General features: G+C 29.5%; 18 protein-coding genes and 1 tRNA gene. 2 read left to right on the top strand and 17 right to left on the bottom strand.

The annotated features are described in order from the left end of the window. Positions 1–1,683, top strand: coding sequence for a DUF4209 domain-containing protein (locus L8U37_RS02400; protein WP_263728486.1), 1,683 nt, complete (start codon positions 1–3; stop codon positions 1,681–1,683). A gap of 39 nt (positions 1,684–1,722) precedes the next feature. On the opposite strand, the gene L8U37_RS02405 is transcribed toward L8U37_RS02400, so the two are convergent. Both L8U37_RS02405 and L8U37_RS02410 read right to left on the bottom strand, forming a co-directional pair. Next, positions 1,723–2,652 (bottom strand): ribose-phosphate pyrophosphokinase, encoded by a 930-nt coding sequence (locus L8U37_RS02405; protein WP_039619082.1) that lies wholly within the window; start codon positions 2,650–2,652, stop codon positions 1,723–1,725. 64 nt (positions 2,653–2,716) lie between these two features. Then, positions 2,717–3,121, bottom strand: coding sequence for an acyl-CoA thioesterase (locus L8U37_RS02410; protein WP_133319755.1), 405 nt, complete (start codon positions 3,119–3,121; stop codon positions 2,717–2,719). Positions 3,122–3,185: 64 nt separating this feature from the next. Here L8U37_RS02410 and ciaB point away from each other — a divergent pair, with 64 nt between their 5' ends. Beyond that, complete coding sequence (gene ciaB, locus L8U37_RS02415) at positions 3,186–5,021, top strand: invasion protein CiaB (protein WP_263728488.1); 1,836 nt, start codon at positions 3,186–3,188, stop codon at positions 5,019–5,021. A gap of 18 nt (positions 5,022–5,039) precedes the next feature. Here the strand turns inward: ciaB and L8U37_RS02420 are convergent, their stop codons facing one another. From L8U37_RS02420 to L8U37_RS02490, 15 genes are all read right to left on the bottom strand, one after another. After that, positions 5,040–5,234, bottom strand: coding sequence for a hypothetical protein (locus L8U37_RS02420; protein WP_263728489.1), 195 nt, complete (start codon positions 5,232–5,234; stop codon positions 5,040–5,042). Further along, on the bottom strand, positions 5,227–6,696 hold the full coding sequence (locus tag L8U37_RS02425) for a DNA methylase (protein ID WP_263728491.1): 1,470 nt from the start codon (positions 6,694–6,696) through the stop codon (positions 5,227–5,229). The genes L8U37_RS02420 and L8U37_RS02425 overlap by 8 nt, the downstream gene beginning before the upstream one ends. Before the next feature lie 99 nt (positions 6,697–6,795). Further along, a tRNA-Ser gene (locus tag L8U37_RS02430) sits at positions 6,796–6,885 on the bottom strand. Positions 6,886–6,934: 49 nt separating this feature from the next. After that, positions 6,935–7,489 (bottom strand): hypothetical protein, encoded by a 555-nt coding sequence (locus L8U37_RS02435; RefSeq protein ID WP_133319744.1) that lies wholly within the window; start codon positions 7,487–7,489, stop codon positions 6,935–6,937. 61 nt (positions 7,490–7,550) lie between these two features. Further along, positions 7,551–8,261: a CDP-diacylglycerol--serine O-phosphatidyltransferase gene (gene pssA / locus L8U37_RS02440; protein WP_133319743.1), complete on the bottom strand. Its 711-nt coding sequence runs from the start codon at positions 8,259–8,261 to the stop codon at positions 7,551–7,553. Continuing rightward, positions 8,258–8,875: a phosphatidylserine decarboxylase gene (locus L8U37_RS02445; RefSeq protein WP_263728492.1), complete on the bottom strand. Its 618-nt coding sequence runs from the start codon at positions 8,873–8,875 to the stop codon at positions 8,258–8,260. Before L8U37_RS02445 ends, pssA begins: the two co-directional genes overlap by 4 nt. After that, the gene (ftsH, locus tag L8U37_RS02450) at positions 8,875–10,797 is read right to left on the bottom strand and encodes an ATP-dependent zinc metalloprotease FtsH (RefSeq protein WP_263728494.1); all 1,923 of its coding nucleotides are present in this window, start codon (positions 10,795–10,797) and stop codon (positions 8,875–8,877) included. Before ftsH ends, L8U37_RS02445 begins: the two co-directional genes overlap by 1 nt. Continuing rightward, positions 10,797–11,633 (bottom strand): 50S ribosomal protein L11 methyltransferase, encoded by an 837-nt coding sequence (locus tag L8U37_RS02455; RefSeq protein ID WP_263728495.1) that lies wholly within the window; start codon positions 11,631–11,633, stop codon positions 10,797–10,799. The genes ftsH and L8U37_RS02455 overlap by 1 nt, the downstream gene beginning before the upstream one ends. 12 nt (positions 11,634–11,645) lie before the next feature. Then, complete coding sequence (locus L8U37_RS02460; protein WP_039619063.1) at positions 11,646–12,023, bottom strand: chemotaxis response regulator CheY; 378 nt, start codon at positions 12,021–12,023, stop codon at positions 11,646–11,648. 113 nt (positions 12,024–12,136) lie between these two features. After that, positions 12,137–13,900 (bottom strand): UDP-N-acetylglucosamine 4,6-dehydratase (configuration-retaining), encoded by a 1,764-nt coding sequence (gene pglF, locus L8U37_RS02465; RefSeq protein ID WP_220567226.1) that lies wholly within the window; start codon positions 13,898–13,900, stop codon positions 12,137–12,139. 1 nt (position 13,901) lies between these two features. After that, positions 13,902–15,062 (bottom strand): UDP-N-acetylbacillosamine transaminase, encoded by a 1,161-nt coding sequence (gene pglE, locus L8U37_RS02470; protein ID WP_220567225.1) that lies wholly within the window; start codon positions 15,060–15,062, stop codon positions 13,902–13,904. Further along, entirely contained in the window at positions 15,059–15,655 is a 597-nt protein-coding gene (pglD, locus tag L8U37_RS02475) for a UDP-N-acetylbacillosamine N-acetyltransferase (protein WP_133319737.1), read from the bottom strand. The genes pglE and pglD overlap by 4 nt, the downstream gene beginning before the upstream one ends. Beyond that, positions 15,642–16,244, bottom strand: coding sequence for an undecaprenyl phosphate N,N'-diacetylbacillosamine 1-phosphate transferase (pglC, locus tag L8U37_RS02480; protein WP_039626890.1), 603 nt, complete (start codon positions 16,242–16,244; stop codon positions 15,642–15,644). Before pglC ends, pglD begins: the two co-directional genes overlap by 14 nt. After that, a complete protein-coding gene (pglA, locus tag L8U37_RS02485; protein WP_263666387.1) occupies positions 16,237–17,364 on the bottom strand; it encodes a N,N'-diacetylbacillosaminyl-diphospho-undecaprenol alpha-1,3-N-acetylgalactosaminyltransferase in 1,128 nt (375 codons plus the stop codon). The genes pglC and pglA overlap by 8 nt, the downstream gene beginning before the upstream one ends. Further along, a complete protein-coding gene (locus L8U37_RS02490) occupies positions 17,361–19,499 on the bottom strand; it encodes an STT3 domain-containing protein (RefSeq protein ID WP_263728496.1) in 2,139 nt (712 codons plus the stop codon). The genes pglA and L8U37_RS02490 overlap by 4 nt, the downstream gene beginning before the upstream one ends. Between the last annotated feature and the right edge of the window lies 1 nt (position 19,500).

The raw sequence follows: 19,500 nt of genomic DNA on the forward strand, positions 1-19,500 counted from the left end.
ATGGAAGATACAAAGATCATAAGCGATTTACTCGAGTTAGACTTAAATGGCTGTGAAAATATAGTTTTATTTAGTGAATTAATAAGTAAAATCAATGAAAATGAAAAAAATATAATATATAAAGATAGTATTAATTTTTTATGTTATTTTTATAGCTATAATCCTAATTATTTTGAGTATAAATATAATGATTTTATATTAAAAGAAGAAGTTTTAGAGCAATTTAATAATATAGTTTATGATGTAAAAAATCCTTTATTGCAATTAAAAATTGCAACATGCTTATTGATAGAATATAAAAATATAAAAAATAAGCCTGAAATAGCTAGGCTTATTATAAAAAATACTATTTTATTTTTAGATAAATTATTTCTAAAAAATTCTTATGGGCTAAAAGAAGGGGTGTTATTTGCACTTGATGTAAATCATATCTTTAATTTAAAAAAAGAATTTGAATATATAAAAAAACTAAAAGAAGCTATAAATAATTATTTACATAGCAAAGAATCTGAAAATATAGATTTTGCTTTTATAAAATTATTTGAAAATTTAATTAAAAGATATAAAAATTTTTATACTAAAGATGAATTAAAAGTGATAGAATTAAAACTTTATGAAATCATTGAAATAAAACTTAAACATATCAATGAGATAAACCAAGATAATTATTTATTATCAAATTCTGATGTTATATGTGGCTTATATGAAAATTTGCATTTAATAGATAAAAATAATGAAAAGGACAATTATCAAAAAATAGTTAATATGTTTTTATTGATATTTTCTAAAATTAAGTCATCTGATATGAAAATGGGAATTTTAGATAGTGCTTTAAAATATGCTCAAAAAATAAAAAATAAAAAACAAATATCAAAAATTAATTCACTAATACAAGAAAATAATAAAAAAATCACTTTTGATTTTAAACCCGTATGTTTTAATATTCCAAAAGAAATTCAAGAAGCAATAGGGCGATTTGAAAATGATGTGGATAGTTTTTTAAATTCTAATTTATTTCAATGCTTTTATGGAATTTATCCATGCTTAAAAACAAATTTTAAAAAAATAGAAGAAAAGAATTCTATTGTCGATTTATTGAGCTGTGTGATGTATTTTGATAGTGATAATTTAAGAGAAAATATTGATAATTCTGGATTATTTAGGAAATATTATAATTATATAACGACATCTTATCCTTGGATAAATATCTTAAAATCAAAATTGCTACAAAGATTTTACCCAAATAAAGAATATTTTTATTATTTAACTTGCGATAATAATATAATTCCAAAAGGGTATGAAGAAATTATAGCTAGAATGTTTTGTGCTGGGATACACAAAGACTATATGGACTTTTTTATATATGCTTCAGTAAGCATTGAGGCTATATTAAGACATATAATAGGCGAAGATATTATAAAGAATGACAAAAAAAATCATCAAATACAAGAGTATGAAACTTTAGAAAATTTATTAGACAAAATTGAATCACAAAATCTTTTAGAGGAAGATACTGTAAAAGAATTGCGATTATTGTTTTGTAAAGATGGTTTTAATATTAGAAATAAAATAGCACATGCAAGATTTTCACAAGATATTTTTAACGGGCATTATATGTTGGCTGATTATATGTGGTGTTTTTTGATGAATTTTTTTATTAGAAATTATTATAAATCTAAATAGAAAATAAGTTTTCTTTGCAAGGCTATCCTTGCAAAGAATTTATACAAATAAAGAATTCACACTTTCATTATGATAAACTCTGCGTATTACCTCACCAAAAATAGGTGCTACGCTTAGGACTTTGATTTTATCCATTTGTTGTTTTAAAGGTATAGTGTCAGTTACTACTAGCTCATCAAGCGCATCTTTGGCTATTCTTTCATAAGCTACGCCACTAAGCACAGGGTGGGTACAGCAAGCTATAACTGACTTTGCACCTTTGCTTTTAAATACTTCAGCAGCTTTTACTATGGTTCCTGCTGTATCGATAATATCATCTACTAAAATCACTTCTTTATCTTTTACATCACCGATGACATTCATTACTTCGCTTTCATTAGCCTTTTCGCGTCTTTTATCTACTATAACTATATCAAGTCCTAAAGCTTTTGCTACGCTCCTAGCTCTTGCTATACCGCCTATATCAGGACTTGCGATGATAGGGTTTTTATAGTTTTTATTTTTAATATAATCATTAAAAATAATACTCCCATAAAGATTATCCACAGGTATATCAAAAAAGCCTTGAATTTGTCCAGCATGTAAGTCTATGGTAGCTACTCTATCTACCCCTGCTGATTCTATAAGATTTGCTACTAATTTTGCAGTAATAGGCACCCTAGGACTTGCTTTTCTATCTTGTCTAGCGTAACCAAAATAAGGGATGATAGCTGTGATAGAGCTTGCACTTGAGCGACGCAGAGCATCTGTCATGATTAAAAGTTCCATTAGATTATCATTTGTTGGAGCACAAGTACTTTGAATGATAAATACATCTTTACCACGCACGCTTTCATCTATTTGAATGCTAATTTCACCATCACTAAAACGCTTCACACCCGCATTGCTTAGAGGCAGTGAAAGGTATTTTGAGATTTTTTTAGCAAATTCCTCATTTGCTGAACCAGAAAATATTTTATATCCGCGCATATATAAGCCTTAGAAAGTTTTCTGTGATGATATAAAATTTTTTTTGAAAATACAATAAAACATATCAAAAGCCGTGCAATCTTTTTAAATCCGCATCAATAGGAAGTTTATTTCCGTCTTTATCTACACTTACATAAGTTACCACAGCTGAAGTTACATGCATGCAATATACACGGCCATAATCATTGGCTCTTTGGGTAACTACTTCTACTTCTACGGTGATAGAAGTATTACCTGCTTTGATGATTTTTGCATAGCAAGATACCAAATCACCTACGAAAATTGGTTCTTTAAAAATGATTTTATCCACTGCTACAGTTACTACTCTTTGCGGAGAAAGCTCCCTTGCTGCAATGGCTCCAGCTAGATCAATTTGTGACATGATCCAACCACCAAAGATATTACCAGCGGGGTTTGTATTGCTTGGCATAGCTATAACTCTTAGTTTAGGTTCTCCCATATCTTTCATACATTCTCCTTGTGTTTTAAAAAAAGCATTATAATTAAGTTTTAAAAATAAAGAAAGGTAAAAAATGAATGATTTTAAGCAAATAGCAAAAATTGTGAAAAATAGGAAACAAAATATCAATAGTCTTTATAATATACTTCAAACTAATCAAAGTCATCCTTTGATAGATAGAGCTTTAGAACTAGCTAATCTTGAAAATGAAAAAAGCAATGTTTTAGCAATGTTGCGTCGTTTGGTGGATTTAAAAGAGGAAAATTTAGTCCAAGAACTTGAGAAAAAAGGTTTAAATGAAGAAGAAATTTCTCAAATAAAATATAAAGTTTTTTCTTTAGTAAGAGCCTTTTATGAAGTAGAACATCAAGATTTAATCGATGAGATTAAGAGTAAAAATTTACTTGATGAGTTTTATTTGGCTTTAGTTCAAGGTGTGCATAATATAGGCGTAGTTATGAATTCTTTTGAGCTTGTTTGGAGCAAGCAAATTTTAGATACAAATAATAAAATCTTAAAAGAACAATTTCCAAATTTAAGCGATGCTTTGGAGTTTTTAAAACAAAATGAGCTTTATCAGCTTAATCAAGATGGTGAAATTTGTGAAAGAAGCTATGGAGCTTTAGTTAAAATAGGAACACTTTGGAGGTTTTTACCTTATGCAAAAGCTTTTGAAAATGAAGTTTTAAAGCTTGAATATGAGTTTGATAAACTTTTAGAAAAACTAAGAAATTGCACGTTAGATGATGAAAAAAATGCTTATATTGATTATATAGAAAAATTAAAATTTGCTTTTTGTGAAAAAGATAATAATGAAGTGGTTAAAAAATGGCAAGAAGCAGAGCTTGCGTGGATGGAAGTAAAATGTCCATTGCAAATTGGCCATCCTTTAGAATACTATGAAGACTCTTATACGCATGCAGTAGCTCTTGAGTGGGATATACGCTTAGAAGATGTGAGTGATTTTAATGGGAGTGAGTTTAAAGATAAAATCAAAGAAAGTTTTGCAATAGTGTATGCAAATTTAGATGAAGAAGATGAAGCTTTGTTTGATGAAGTGAATTTTAATCTTGAAAAAACTCAGCTTTATATTTGTATGCCTATGATTTTTTATGGAGCAGAGCTTAAGGGGCTTTTTTCCGCTCAAGTAGTGCCAAATGATGAGTATGTAAGCAATATAGCAGGTAAAAAGATCTTTGCTTTTTTAAATTATGTTTATGAAAATGCTAAAACCAAGCCTTTTATGAAGCTTTCTTCTATGGTATTTGAAAAAGAATTTTTAGATTATGGTAGAGAAATTTTATTTTACAATGAAAAATTATGGAAAAGAATTTATGAAGTTTCTACCATAGGTCATGAGTTTGGGCATATTTTCTTTGTGGCAAATGATAGCGAAAAGAAAATGAATGAAAGTGGCGTGTTTAAAAATATAGAAGAGTTTAAAGCTACTGCGGGCGGGCTTGTAAATTTCTTTTTACATGAAGAAGATGTTTTAAAGCTTCCTGTATTTTATGAGCTTATTAAAAGGGCTATAGGATTGATTGCTTGGCAAAGAGTAGAGGAGGTTAAGCCTTATTATACAGAAGGTTTGATTCATTTGTCATTGTTGTTTAAATCAGGGGTGTTATCTTTTGCAAATGAGAAATTAAACATTAAATTTGATGAGGAAGCTTACGAGAGTTTTAAGGCTGTGTTTATGCAAAATTATTATAAGCTAGCAAGACATTATATGTTAAAAGAAGATGCTAAAAATTATTTAGATGAATTTTGTGTTTTAGAAGATGGGGTATTTTTACCACTTGATGAAGAGTGTAAGGAATTTGTAAAATACTACTATGAATTACACAAACTTTATGGCAATGAAATCGATGAAAGTGGAGAGTTTGAAAAATACTCTAATGCAAAATAAAATTTTATCAAGAAGAACTTAGCTTTCTTCTTGATATTTACTATTTTCTAATGCTTTTTCCATATCTTTTTGCGTTTTTAAAATAGCTTTACTAAAGCCATTTGGTACTGAAAATGGAGCAAATTGTGCCGCTCTTTTTTCTCTTGACATTGGTGGAAATTGTTTTGATTTTTGATATTTTATATCTATTATATCTTTATAATCATCATGCATTATGACCTCCTATTAAAGAAGTAATTTCTTTAGTCTCATCATCCAAGCTTGAAGCTTTTAAAATAGCTTTTTTACCAAATTTTTGCATGATTTGAAGTCTTGCTTTTTGGAGCTTTTCTTCTTTTTCAAGTTGATTTTTTTCTTGTGAAATTGCGTTAAAATCACTAAATAAATTTAATTCTTGGAAATTTTCTTGAGCTTTATCTGTGATATTATTTAAACTTAGGCTGATTTTTCTAATACTTAAGTTTTTATCACTGATTTTATAAAAAAGTTCTAAGGTTTTTTTGTTGATGATTTTTAAAGAATGGGTAAAATTTTCTAAATTCATACTTCCGTGAGCATTTTTAGGTATAGCTCTTCCGTAATTATCTTTAGTAATAGCTCCTTTATAAGAACTCAAAAAACTTGAATTTTCTAAATTGCTTTTATCATATTGTATATCTAGTGTGATATGGTTTGTTTTAAGGTTATTTTGTATAAGTTCAAGTACCAAATGATCTACAAGTTCTTTTAAAACCTTTATTGTTTGATTATTATCATATGCAAAAGGTAAAACTTTAGCCATGATTTTAGAGTGATTTTGTGATTTGTAATTTTTAATATCTTTCATTGTGCAAGTTTCAATACCCCATGCATGATCGATCAAAAGTTCAGCATTAACACCAAAGTGTTTATAAAGCAAGTCTTCATGTTTTAAAGAAAATCTTGCAAGATCTCCCATAGTATAAATGTTTAAATCTGCAAGTTTTAAGGCAATACCTTTACCTATACGCCAAAAATCTTTTAAAGGTTTATGCTGCCACAATTTATATCTATATAATTTTTCATCTAAAAAGGCTATAAGCAAGCCATTTTCATCTACTTTTTGTCTTTTAGCGAGTATATCCATAGCAATTTTAGCTAAGTATAAATTTGTGCCTATACCTGCTGTTGCGGTGATTTTACTTGTGTGTGAAATATCAAGTAAAACCTTAGTAAGTAGCTCATAAGCTGAAAGTTTGTATTTTTCAATATAAGAACTAAGATCGATAAAGACTTCATCAATAGAGTATATATGAATATCTTTAGCATCAAAATACTTCAAATAAATGCTGTATATTTTTGTGCTAAATTCTATATAAGTAGCCATTCTAGGCTTAGCAATAATGTAGTCTAATTCTAAATTTAAATCATTTTCAAGTTCCAATATATTAAAACTTTTAGCTTTAAAGTGGTGTTTTTGAGCTTGTTTTAGTCTTTCTTGGTTGATTAAATGGATTTTTTGTTTAAACTCAAAAAGTCTTAATCTACCGGGTATATTGTAAGTTTTTAACGCGGGTGAAACTGCTAGTATGATGGTTTTGTCCGTTCTTGTTTCATCTGCTACAATAAGATTAGTTGTTAAAGGATCTAAATTTCTTAAAACGCACTCAGCTGATGCATAAAAAGATTTCAAGTCAATAGAAGCGTAAATTTGCATAGTATGTGAAGCTTGCCTTTAGATTTATTAAGTTTTGATGGTATTAATTATAACAATAAAAATTACTAAAATAGATGAAATAAAATGAAATTTATAAGGTGGCGGACAGAGAGGGATTTGAACCCTCGAGACCCGTTGAGATCTGCACCCTTAGCAGGGGTGTGGTTTCAGCCACTCACCCATCTGTCCGTATTAAAAGGGAAAGTATATCTTATTGTTTATAAGATATACCTTAAATTTATACACTGAAATAAGCTATGATTAAAGTTATAATAAAACCAGCACCTAAAACTGCTATTTGTTTACCTCTATCTTTGCGTATAGCTATAATAGTGATTAAAAGTCCTGAAATATAAAGTATTATCATAGCAAGTGCAAAAGCTAACCCAAGTACAGAAAAGTACCACATACCTTTATCTTTATGAAGCAAAATCATATTTCCAAGCAAGCTTCTATCTTTTGTTGTAATTTCATAGTCATTCTCATCTAATTTTATAATACTTGCTATATAATTTATAGTCCCAAGTTCTATGCCATCGCCTTTTTTGTTGAGTTTTGGTTCTAAAGATGAAGGAATTTTTAAGTTGTTTTTCTTTAAAAAATCAATTAAAAATTCAGCTTCAGCACCCTCTTGAATAATAGCTTGAACTTTGTAATTTTGAATTTTAGCTCCACTTTCTCCATCAAAACCAGCTATATAAGCAAAACCTGTGATTGCATATAAAAATGCAAGTGGTAAGAAAAATAAACTAATGTAAATGTGAATTTGTCTGAATAATTTGTTTTTATTCATTTTTACTCCTTTTTGAAAAATAATAAAAAGTATATTGATAGAAAATGAAGTGAAAATAAAATTAATATTTTTTAAATTTACGAGCTAGGGTAAAAAAACTACGAACAATCCCATAAAGCACATATAAACTAGCAATAATCAATGCACTTTCTAAAAAATACAGATAAAGCATAGAAAATAAAATCACTAAAAGGATTAACACCTTCAAAACATTTGCTCTTTTTAAATCGATTTTCTTAAAACTTGGATACCTTATGTTGCTTACCATTAAAAAGGCTAGAAGCATTTGGATACATATTATTATTAAAGAAAAATCATGTAAAAAATCATAATATAAATAAGCACTTACCCATAAAGCACTTACAACTGCTGCTGTTGGTATAGGTAGACCTATAAAAACCGATGGTTCATAAGTTCCTGTTGTGACATTAAATCTTGCCAAGCGTATAGCGCCAAAAACTACAAATAAACCAGCTATTAATGAGCCAAAACGACCATATTCATAACCTATGCTCATATAAAAAAGCATAGCAGGTGCTACACCAAAGGCTATTAAATCAGCTAGTGAGTCAAACTCAACTCCAAATTTAGAAGTAGAGTTGGTAGCTCTTGCAACGCGTCCATCTAAACCATCGCAAATTAATGATAAAATGATATAAATTAATGCTTTATCAAAGTTTTGATTAATAGAAGCAATCACTGAAATAATACCTAAAAATATGGAAGCGGCTGTAAAAAGATTAGGTAAAATATAAATTAGTTTAAAATTCATGGATTTAAATACCCTATTAATGTACCAATGCGTACTTTATCATTTTCATTTACGCAAATTCTAGTGTCTTTTGGAAGTAATAAACTCACACTACCATCAAACATAAAACCTATATTTTGTCCATGGCTTAAATGATGACCAAAATCATCAATATGAGCTTTTCTATTTAATGCTCCAAAAATAACGCGTAATGCCCATTGTTTGCTCTTGGAATTAGCTAAAAACAACATTCTTTCACCCATTAAATTTGTATTTTTCATAAATGGACATAAAAAAAGTCCGTGCCTTATTCTAGTTTCTTCTATATTCATATCAAGCGGAGCTATGATATTTCCTTGGGAAAAAATATTATTGATAATTTGCACTTCTATACACTCGCCAAGTTCTTTATACGAGCTTGTTTTGATACATTTGATTTTTCCTTCTATGGGAGCTATAATGGTGTTTAGATCTGCTATATAATCAATTTTTTTAGCTCTAAAAAGATAAATAAAAAATATAAAAATACACCATAAAAGCCAAGAAAATCCCCATATAAATTGAAATATTGCAAAAACTATAGCTAGAACTATAAGCAAACTCCAACCAGTTTTTGCAATAAAATTTGTTTTCATTAGTCTTCCTTAGTAGCTTCTTGCTCTTTTTCTTCTAGGCGTGTTGGAAGATTATTTTCTTCTTCATAGTTTTTAATAATCTCTCTTACTTTGGCACCATCAATAGTTTCTTCTTCATAGAGTGCTTGTACCATCACCTCTATAGCACCGCTATAGGTTTTTAAAATTTCTTTTACACCTGCATAGCGTTCATCCAATGTTTTCTTTACATACTCATCTAAATCTTGAGCCATTTTATCAGAATAATCTTTTACAGTTTGCCCACCACTTAAGAAAGTATTTCTTTGCTTTTCAAGTACCATTAAGCCAGCAATTTCACTCATACCATACATAGAAATCATAGCTTTGATAATATCAGTTGCACGCTCAAGGTCATTGCTTGCACCTGTTGAAATTTCTTTAATGAAAATTTCTTCAGCTGCACGTCCTCCTAAAAGCACATCAACTTCAGCTAAAAGTTCATGTTTTTGCATTAAAAATTTATTTTCTTCAGGGGTATTGAGTGTATATCCTAAAGCTGCTAAACCACGAGGAATAACAGAAACTTTACTTACTTTTTTAGCACCTTTTGTAGTTTCAGCTATTAAAGCATGGCCGCACTCATGATAAGTTACGATTTTTTTCTCTTTATCATTAATTCTGCGTGATTTTTTCTCAAGTCCTGCTATAGCTCTTTCTACTGCCTCTACTAAGTCTTTTTGCTCCACATGTTTTTTAGAATCCCTACCTGCAAGCAAAGCCGCTTCATTAATGATATTTGCCAAATCAGCACCCGCAAGACCTGCTGTTAATCTTGCAATATCTTCTACTTTTACTTCAGGTGAAATTTTAACATCTTTCATATGGACTTTTAAAATATCACATCTACCTTTAAAATCAGGCTTATCTACCAAAACTTGCCTATCAAAACGCCCCGGTCTAAGTAGTGCTGCATCAAGTACTTCAGGACGATTTGTCGCTGCTAGAACAATTACTGGTGAGCTTTCGGTACCAAAACCATCCATTTCAGCTAGAAGTTGATTTAAAGTTTGCTCTCTTTCATCATTTCCGCCCATCATACCGCTTGCTGCACGTGATTTACCTATAGCATCGATTTCATCTATAAATACAATAGCTGGAGCTTCTTTTTTAGCATTTTCAAATAAATCTCTTACTCTAGAAGCACCAACTCCTACAAACATTTCTATAAAAGATGAACCTGATACGCTAAAAAATGGCACATCAGCTTCGCCTGCCACTGCTTTTGCAAGCAAAGTTTTACCTGTACCTGGAGGACCAACAAGCAAAAGTCCTTTTGGAATTTTTGCTCCAAGATTAATGTATCTTTCAGGATATTTTAGAAAATCAACAATTTCTTTAACTTCTTCTTTTGCTTCTTCAACACCTGCAACATCATTAAATTTAACCTTCGGTTTTTCTGAATTTACAAGTTTTTTAGAACTTCCTATACCAAGTATAGATCCACCCATATTTTTTTGCATACGAGAAGCTAAAAACATCCATATACCAAAGAAAATAAATACTGGCAAAACCCAAGAAAGTAAGATATCTATAAACCAATTGCTTTCATTAAAAGCACCATAGGAAACGCCTTTTGAGTCAAGTAAAGGAACAAAAGTAGCATCATTTGGAACTTTTTTGGTAATATATACCATATTTCCTGCTTTAGATACAGCTTTTATAGTAGTTTGACCTATATTAACTTGGGCAATTTGATTATTTTCAATTAAAGTTTTTAATTCAGAATAAGTAACTTTTTTAGTGTTTTCTCCGTCCATAATACCCATGCTACCATCATCTGAAAATCCTTTAAATAAAAGAATCATCACAATGGCAAAAATAGCAAAAATAAAAATGGGATTTTTGTTAAAAAAGTTATTATTGTTTTGATTATCTTTTAAATCATTTGGTTTTTTATTCATTATTGCAATTCCTTTTTATAAACTAAACTCAACCATTCTCCTTTGTGTTTGCATTCTAACAAAGTGAAATCTTTGAATTTATTTTTAATCCTTTCTTCATATTTATTTAATATACCAGATAAGATCAAAATTCCACCTTCTTTGGTTTTTTCTTTAAGATCTTTTTCTAGTATGATCAATATATCGGCAATGATATTTGCCACAACTATATCATATTTATGTAAGCTTTTATTAATAGAACCTACCCAAATATCATCAAAGCTAATTTGATTTAATTTTGCGTTTTCTTTACTTGCAACTATAGCTAATTCATCTGTATCGCAAGCTTGTACTTTGGCTCCAAGTTTTGCCATGATAATGCTTAAAATTCCACTTCCACAACCCATATCTAAGCAAAATTTGGAATTATCTGTATATTTTTGTAGAAATTCTATACAAGTATAAGTACTCTCATGATGTCCTGAGCCAAAAGCTAGAGCAGGATCTATAATGATATTAATTTTATCTTGTTTAGCTTCTTGCCAAGTGGTGTGAATATGGATATTATCGATCGTCAAAGCTTGTATACCTTTTTTATACTCTTCTATCCAATTTTTATTTTCTTTTTTTTCTAAGGTAGAGTGGTAATTAATATGAGTATTTAGTTTTTGACATAATTTTTGATGAAAATCATGCAAGGCTATTTTAATGAGTTCTATATCTTCTTCTGATCTTATATAAATACCATTGTTTTTTTCTTCTATAGCGTCTATCTCTAGAGAAAAGATAAGATCAAGGAATAAATCTAAATATTCCTTGTCTGTTTGAAAAAAAAGTTCGTAATAATGTGTTTGCATAAAAACTTATAATTAGCCTTCGTTTGTTCCTAAAACATCTTCAAGTTTTTCTTTTAACACTTGAGGAGTAAAAGGTTTTACAATATAGTTATTTACGCCTGCTTTTAAGGCGGTAATAACTTCTGCTTTACCACCTTCTGTAGTTACCATAATAATTGGCATATCAGCATATTTTTCTTCCGCTCTTACTTTTTTTACTAATTCCAAGCCATTCATTTCAGGCATATTCCAGTCAGTAATTAAAATTTTAATATCATCATTTTGTGAAAGTAAATCCCAAGCTTCAACCCCGTGTTCAGCTTCTAAAACATCCTTGTGGCCTAATCTTACAAGGGTATTTTTGATTATTCTTCTCATGGTAGAACTATCATCAACTACTAATAACTTCACTTTTTTTCCTTTATCTTGATGTAATTACATAAAACTGTAATTGTATCGTTTTTATTTTTATTAATCAATTAAAAGTTTATATTATATCATTTTAAAATAAAATTAGAATTTAATCACTCTCCGTTTTTATTGTGATTAAATTCAGGCACAATCTCCTTTAAAACTTTTGCAGGATCTGTGCTGTGGAGTAATTTTTCTATTTCTTGATTTAAAATTTTTAAATCTTTAAGATCACTAGTGGTAACAAATATACTTTCATATTGAGTTTTTAAATCATTTTCATGGATTAAAAGCTCTTCGTAAAGTTTTTCGCCTTTTCTAAGCCCAGTGATTTTGATTTCTAACTTTTTATTAGAAAGTAAAAGCATTTTTTTAGCTAAATCCATGATTTTAACAGGCTCACCCATATCAAGTACAAATAATTCTCCACCTTTGGCAATAGCCGCAGCTTGTAAAACAAGTTGCACAGCCTCATCTACTAACATAAAATAACGCACTATATCAGGATGAGTAAGAGTAAGTGGCTCATTAGCTGCAATTTGAGCTTTAAATTTAGGTATTACACTTCCACTTGACCCTAAAACATTACCAAAACGCACACAAGCTACTTCAAAATTTTCACAACTTGAGCTTAATGTATAAAGTTCACAAATTCTTTTTGTGCAACCCATGATGTTAGTCGGTCTTACAGCCTTATCAGTGCTTATCATAACAAATTTAGCAACCTTATAAGCTTTTGCAAGATCGATTAAATTTTTAGTACCTATGATGTTATTTAAAATAGCTGAATGTGGATTTTGCTCACATAAAGGCACATGTTTGTAAGCTGCTGCATGTAAAATCAAATCTATGTTTTTTTCTTGTAAAAGTTTTTCTAACGCTTCTTTGTCTAATATACTCATCATAATAGGTTCGATTTTTTCTTTATGTAAGCTTAATTCTTCATTTATTTTATATAAATTATACTCACTATGATCAAGCATGATTAAGTGTTTTGCACCAAATTTAATGCATTGTTTGCAAAGCTCACTTCCTATAGTTCCACCAGCTCCACTAACTAAAACTACTTTATCTTTGATAAAATCAATCACGCAAGCATTATCCAAATCTTTTGGCTTACGCGCCAATAAATCTTCGATACTTATATCTCTTGCTTCATTTTGCGTAAAAGAAAAAAGCTTTATATCGTTAATCCCATAAGCAATGAGTTCGTCAAAAAGCTTTTTTAATTCTTCTTGCTCAAGTTTTAAAGCAATGATAGCAGTATGAATTCCTTCAGCGGTATATTTTCTGATTGCTTCTTTTTCTTCAACTATAAATTTATCACAATAAGTACCTATTAAATTTTTACGCTCATCTACCACAGCTACAGGAAAAAGTCCTAAGCTCCCTTCTTTAGCTCCTTTTAATAAATGCAAAGCCTTTGAAGTGGCGCCAACTACTATACAAGGATGTTCTTCGTTGTATTTTGGCTTTCTAAAATCAACTATCATTCTTTTGCTTATACGCAAACTTCCAATTAGCATACAAGATAAAACAAAGTCTATTCCTATAACGCTTCTTGGAAAAGGATTAAAAAAATCATCATAAAAATAATAAATTGCTAAAAATACAAGCTCAGCCAAAGCTAAAGCGATGACTAATTTACGCGCTTCATTAAGGGAGAAAAATCTCCAAGCAACTTGATAAATTTTAAAAAAAGCTAGAAAAATGATTTTAAGTAAAATCAAAATCACAGCACTTTTAAACATACCTTCATAAAATTCACTTGGGATGTCTGCACTAAAGCGTAAAGAAAAAGACAAATAAATACTTATAACAAAAAGTAAAATATCAGCACCTAGAAAAAATCCTAAGCGTTTGCTTTTATAATCCATCTTAGTCCTTTAAGGTGTTTAAGATTAAAGTAGAAACTTCCTCTACATCAGCTTTGCTCATAGTAGTTGCACTTGGAAGGCAAATTCCATTACTAAAGAAAAACTCACTATTACCATTTAAGTAAGCATCGCAGCCTTTGTAAAGTTCTTGCAAATGCATTGGCTTCCAAAGTGGACGACTTTCGATTTTATTATCTTTTAAAACTTGTATGATTTTTAAAATTTTATCTTGAATTTGAACATTTTTATTTTCACATATACAATGTTTTTCATAAGTATTAAGTTTATTTAAATCAAAATCAAGTAAAGCAGTGCTTAACCAGCGATTTGACTTGGTATTTTCAAGCTCATTTAAAAAAGTAAAAGTTCCACTTAAAAATTCTTTATACCAGCTATAAATTTCACGCTTTTTACTCACTCTTTCTTCTAAAACTTCCATTTGAGCAGTACCGATTGCACCTAAGATATTGCTCATTCTATAATTATAACCATATTCTTTATGCTCATAATGAAGGCAATTTTCTCTAGCTTGGGTACTATAAAATCTTGCTTTTTCAAGATTAGTATGACTTTCACTCACAAGCATGCCACCACCACCTGTTGTGATGATTTTATTACCATTAAAAGAATATACTCCAAAATCCCCAAAAGTACCTAAAGCTTTATTTTTGTAAAAACTTCCCAAAGCTTCAGCAGCATCTTCGATTAAAAAAATCTCATTTTCTTTACAAATTTGGACAATCTCATCCATTTTAGAAGCATTACCATAAAGGTGTGTTAAAATGAGAGCTTTTGGCTTTTTAGGACTTTCTTTGATAGCTTTTTTTAATAAATTTACATCTAAATTATAAGTTTCATCACAATCAATAAATACAGGCGTAGCATTCATGTAAGAAATAGGTGCTACTGAAGCAATAAAGGTAAAACTTGAAGCTAGAACTATATCGCCTTCTTTGATGCCCAAAACTCTTAAAGCTAAATGAATAGCTGCAGTGGCTGCATTTAGAGCAAGTGCGTTAGAACTTTTTGTATAATCTTTAATACTTTGTTCTAAGGCATTAACAAATTCACCCAAAGGTGCTATATAATTACTTTCAAAAGCTTTGTGTATGTATTCTAATTCTTTTCCACTCATATGTGGTGCTGATAGAAAAAATCTCATTTTACCTCCTTTATTTTCTTAGCAGGAACTCCAGCATAAATACCTTTAGAAGTTAAGTTTTTAACTACAACTGCTCCTGCACCTAAAGTTATATCATCATTTAAACTTATACAAGGAATAACGCTTGAATTAACTCCCAAAAAACAACGCTTTCCTATTTTTACATTTCCTGTTAGTTTAGCCCCAACGCTAATATGGCTAAACTCATCTACAAAACACTCATGCTCAATCACACAAGCAGTATTTAAAATCACACCTTTTGCAATACTAGCTTTAGCATTAACTACGACATTTGGCATGATTAAAATACCCTCATCATCTAAAAAAGCACTTGGGCTAATAATAGCACTTTTGTGTATCAAATTAACTAATCTAAACCCATCATCTTTTGCTTTTTTGAAAAGTTTTTCTCTAATAGAGTTTGCGCCAATAGCAATAAACATATCGTGTTTTTCTAAATTGGAGTGATATTTTAAGCCTTTATTATCATCCAAAAAGATGATTTTTTCATATCCTAAATTTCTAGCTACATCAGCACAGACTAAACCATGCCCACTAGAACCATATATATAAATACTTTTAGTTGTGTCCATTGAATTTATCCGTTGTAGCTACTCCTTCTTTATTAACCCCGCTTCTTTTTAAAACTTTAATAATGGTCATAAAAAAGATTTTAAGATCAAATAAAAAAGAGCAATTTTGCACATATTCTACATCATATTTAAATTTTTGCTCCCAAGAAATAGCATTGCGTCCATTAATCTGTGCCCAACCTGTAATGCCTGGTCTTACATCGTGGCGTTTTTTTTGCTCTTGATTGTATAAGGGCAAGTATTCTACAAGTAAAGGTCTTGGGCCTATGAAGCTCATATCGCCTTTTAATACATTAAAAAGCTGCGGTAATTCATCTAAACTCAAGCTTCTAACTAGCTTACCAAAAGGCTTTAAGCGTAATTCATCAGGAAGTAATTCTCCATTTTCATCGGTTTCATCACTCATAGTTTTAAATTTATAAATATAAAAAATTTTTTCATTTAATCCTGGTCTTGCTTGTTTAAAAAGCACACTTCCTTGAACGATTTTTAAAACAATACCTATAAGCACTATAAAGGGTAAAAAAATAATCAATAAAATCAAAGCCAAAAAAAAGTCAAAAACACGCTTTAAACCATTTTTATACATTTATAAAACCCCTATAAAAGTCAAGATATTTCAAAGCTATGATATTTTCATCATAATTTTGCGCTCTAAGAAAAGCATTTTGTGCTAAAGTATTTTTTAGTTTTTCATCTTCTAGTAAAACTGCGATTTTTTCAGCTAAATCCTTGCTATCTTTGCTTTTACAAATTAAACCGTCTATGGCATTATTCACTGCTTCAATGCAACCTTCAGCATCACTTACCACACATGCTTTTTTACAAGCTTGTGCTTCTAAAACCGTTCTTGGATAGCCTTCTTTATAGCTTGGTAAAACAAAAATATCGCATAAATTTAATAAATGTGCAATATCACTTCTTGCGCCAAGATAAAAAACATCATTTGAGTTTAAAAATTCTAATGGTGCACAAGATTTATTATCATCTCTTCCACCCACTAAAACAAAATTTGCCTTATCTTTTAAAATTTGGCTTACTTCATAAAATTCTTTAATTCCTTTATGCCAAAGTGCTCTTGAAATCATTAAAACGATAGGTTTATCAGGCATATTGTGTTCTTTTAAAAAAGCTTGTTTTTCTTCTGTGCTAATTTTTAAAGGTAAAAATTGTTTTAAATTTAGCCCTACGGATTTTATGATTTTGATTTTTTCTTCTTTTAAGCCTAAATTTTTCATAAATAAAGCATTGCTTTCATTGACAAAAATAAAACCATTTGCAAGTTTAAAAGAAATTTTATAAAGTAAATTAATGCTTATTCTTACTAATTTGCTTTTAAAATCATCATCTATGTAAAAACTTCCTAAGCCTTCAACCAAACCAAAAGTGTATTTAATGCCCGCCATTTTAGCTGCTATAATACCTGTTGTATTGCTTTTGTGAGCGCTTGTTTGTAAAAGATCTAAATTTAAACTTTTGAGTGTATTTTTTAAACTAAGTAGATTTTTAAAAACAATTAAAGGATTGACACTTGATCTAGCTAAATCATAAAAGCAAACCTTATAGCCTAGCTCTTGTAACTTAATAGCAAAATCATCTTTTGGAGTGATGATTATAACTTCATGATTATTTTTTTCTAAAGCTCTAATGAGTGCAAGACGAAAATAATACACACTCATTGCACTATGGGTTAAAATTCCTATTTTCATCTTTTTAGCCTATAAATTTTTGCTCTTGCATCATTAGTGACTTGCTCAAATAAATCTTGATCGTATTGATTTAATAAAAACATTTGTATGTAGGCACTATTATAAAGATTTTCATCTAAAATCACAAAGCTTTTATATTCTCTTAAAAAGAGTAAATAAATTTGAGCTTTTGAATCAATTTCATTGTAATAAAATTTGCCATTAGTGATGGATTCTATATCTACAAAAGCTTTTAAAGGTATAGTTGTACCTTCTAGTTTTAAAGCTCTAAAATCATTAATAATTTCTACTCCATTATCAAGCATAACAGAACCTGTTGTTTTATCTTGAGCTATGGCATTAGCTTGAGAGAAAAATAAACTTTTTTCTTGTTCTCCATTGTCAGGATTTGTATTTGCAAATTGTGCTACCACAGGCATGATACGCAACATTCTATAAGGCATGTAAATATATACATCTCTTGTTTTATTGGTATCAAATTTAAAATTTTTATCATTTAAACTTTCTAAAAAATCTTTAGCACTTGTTTGGTTATAATCTTTTACCATAGCTTTTAAAACATCAGGATAATTTTCTTTGAAAGATTTTTCAGTGTATTCTACGCTAAGTCTTGCCATATTGGCTGCTGGAATTTGTTCTTTACTTAAGACAAAAGATGAGAAAAAATTATCTTTTCCTAGGTGTTTTCCACCATCAATTAAGGTTTTTACATCGCTATAATAGCGTATTGGATAACCATAATCCCACCAAGCAACGACATAATCTTCTCTTTGAACTTTATTTTTTAAATCATTTAAAATACTAGCTTCATAAGAAGTAAAAACAGTAGAGGATTTATAATAATAAATATGCATTAGGGCAGGGCTTATGCTAAAAAATGTAATGAGCATGAGTAGGATATTTTTATTTCTTAGACTAAGTTTGATTTGTTTTTTTTCTAAAAAATTAAAAAAAGCATATAAAAAATACCCAAAACCCAAAGCCATCACAGGAACTGCATAAATGGTAAATCTAAGTCCAGCTCTTAAAGCCATAAAACCTAGTGCAAGCATAGGTAGAGCCAAAAGCATACTTTTGTGATCTTTGCAAAGTAAGATAAAACCTATAAAAGAAAGGATAAATACTAAAACACTAGAGCTAATTCTTTGCATAAATACTTCAGGATCGATAGTATTTACTTCCATAATAGTTTCATTAACATTAAAATACATAAAAGCAGCATCTTTTAAATTTTGCACATCAGAAGCTTTGAAAACATAAAATTTAAGTTGATATAAAACAGGATCTAAGCCACCACTTAAATGTAATATCAAAATGCTAATAAAAATCAAAGCCCAAATCATATAAAAATTAATTTTTTCTTCTTTAAAGGCAAAAATAGCAAATAACAATACAATCAAAGCAAGTTTATATTGCCATGCTAGTATACTTAAAGCTATGATCATTAAAGCAATAGCTAGATAAAAAATCTTTTCTTTTCTATGAAATACTAAAGCATAAAGACCAAAAAGTCCTATCATAGCAAAATTTAAAGAATAACTTGATGGATACCACCACAAATAAATCATGATGAAAACCGGACTTAAAAGTAGGGTAAAAATGTCTTTATTAATAGTTAAGCGTATAAAGGTAAGCAAAATAAGCATTGGCAAAACTAACACTAGCATATCAGTATCATAATACCCACTCATAGTGCGGTTATAATAACTATTTGCAATGCTTCCAAGTAAGGCTGCTATAAAGCCATAGGTAGTGAGTTTATACTCTCTTGCGATTAATATAATAGGCACAACAATCAAAGAAGCAAAAAAAGTACTCATATATAAAATAATACTTTCAAAGCTAAAAGGCAAAATACTATAAAGCCAATAAGTTAAAGTAGAAAGTGAGCTTCCAAAATAAGATAAGTCATTAGGTTGATGAAAACCTGCTATCATATCCCTTGCACCTTCTGCAAAAGCATAGCCATCATTAGTAGTAATCATAAGTTGATCATTAAAGAAAAACTCATAAAACTCACTTGCCCAAGCTGCCCAGTATAACCTACACAAAACACTAAAAGCAAAGGCTATAAGGATTAAAATACAAGTATATTTTATAGAATTATTATCAGTGAAATTTTGTTGCAGTTTCATT

This window comes from Campylobacter sp. RKI_CA19_01122 (assembly GCF_025771325.1).
In the GTDB taxonomy this organism is placed as follows: Bacteria; Campylobacterota; Campylobacteria; order Campylobacterales; family Campylobacteraceae; genus Campylobacter_D; species Campylobacter_D lari_D.

Coding starts and splice junctions, on each gene's coding strand:
- L8U37_RS02400 (WP_263728486.1), top strand. CDS start 1: ATGGAAGATACAAAGATCATAAGCGATTTACTCGAGTTAGACTTAAAT.
- L8U37_RS02405 (WP_039619082.1), bottom strand. CDS start 2,652: ATGCGCGGATATAAAATATTTTCTGGTTCAGCAAATGAGGAATTTGCT.
- L8U37_RS02410 (WP_133319755.1), bottom strand. CDS start 3,121: ATGAAAGATATGGGAGAACCTAAACTAAGAGTTATAGCTATGCCAAGC.
- ciaB (WP_263728488.1), top strand. CDS start 3,186: ATGAATGATTTTAAGCAAATAGCAAAAATTGTGAAAAATAGGAAACAA.
- L8U37_RS02420 (WP_263728489.1), bottom strand. CDS start 5,234: ATGCATGATGATTATAAAGATATAATAGATATAAAATATCAAAAATCA.
- L8U37_RS02425 (WP_263728491.1), bottom strand. CDS start 6,696: ATGCAAATTTACGCTTCTATTGACTTGAAATCTTTTTATGCATCAGCT.
- L8U37_RS02435 (WP_133319744.1), bottom strand. CDS start 7,489: ATGAATAAAAACAAATTATTCAGACAAATTCACATTTACATTAGTTTA.
- pssA (WP_133319743.1), bottom strand. CDS start 8,261: ATGAATTTTAAACTAATTTATATTTTACCTAATCTTTTTACAGCCGCT.
- L8U37_RS02445 (WP_263728492.1), bottom strand. CDS start 8,875: ATGAAAACAAATTTTATTGCAAAAACTGGTTGGAGTTTGCTTATAGTT.
- ftsH (WP_263728494.1), bottom strand. CDS start 10,797: ATGAATAAAAAACCAAATGATTTAAAAGATAATCAAAACAATAATAAC.
- L8U37_RS02455 (WP_263728495.1), bottom strand. CDS start 11,633: ATGCAAACACATTATTACGAACTTTTTTTTCAAACAGACAAGGAATAT.
- pglF (WP_220567226.1), bottom strand. CDS start 13,900: ATGGATTATAAAAGCAAACGCTTAGGATTTTTTCTAGGTGCTGATATT.
- pglE (WP_220567225.1), bottom strand. CDS start 15,062: ATGAGATTTTTTCTATCAGCACCACATATGAGTGGAAAAGAATTAGAA.
- pglD (WP_133319737.1), bottom strand. CDS start 15,655: ATGGACACAACTAAAAGTATTTATATATATGGTTCTAGTGGGCATGGT.
- pglC (WP_039626890.1), bottom strand. CDS start 16,244: ATGTATAAAAATGGTTTAAAGCGTGTTTTTGACTTTTTTTTGGCTTTG.
- pglA (WP_263666387.1), bottom strand. CDS start 17,364: ATGAAAATAGGAATTTTAACCCATAGTGCAATGAGTGTGTATTATTTT.
- L8U37_RS02490 (WP_263728496.1), bottom strand. CDS start 19,499: ATGAAACTGCAACAAAATTTCACTGATAATAATTCTATAAAATATACT.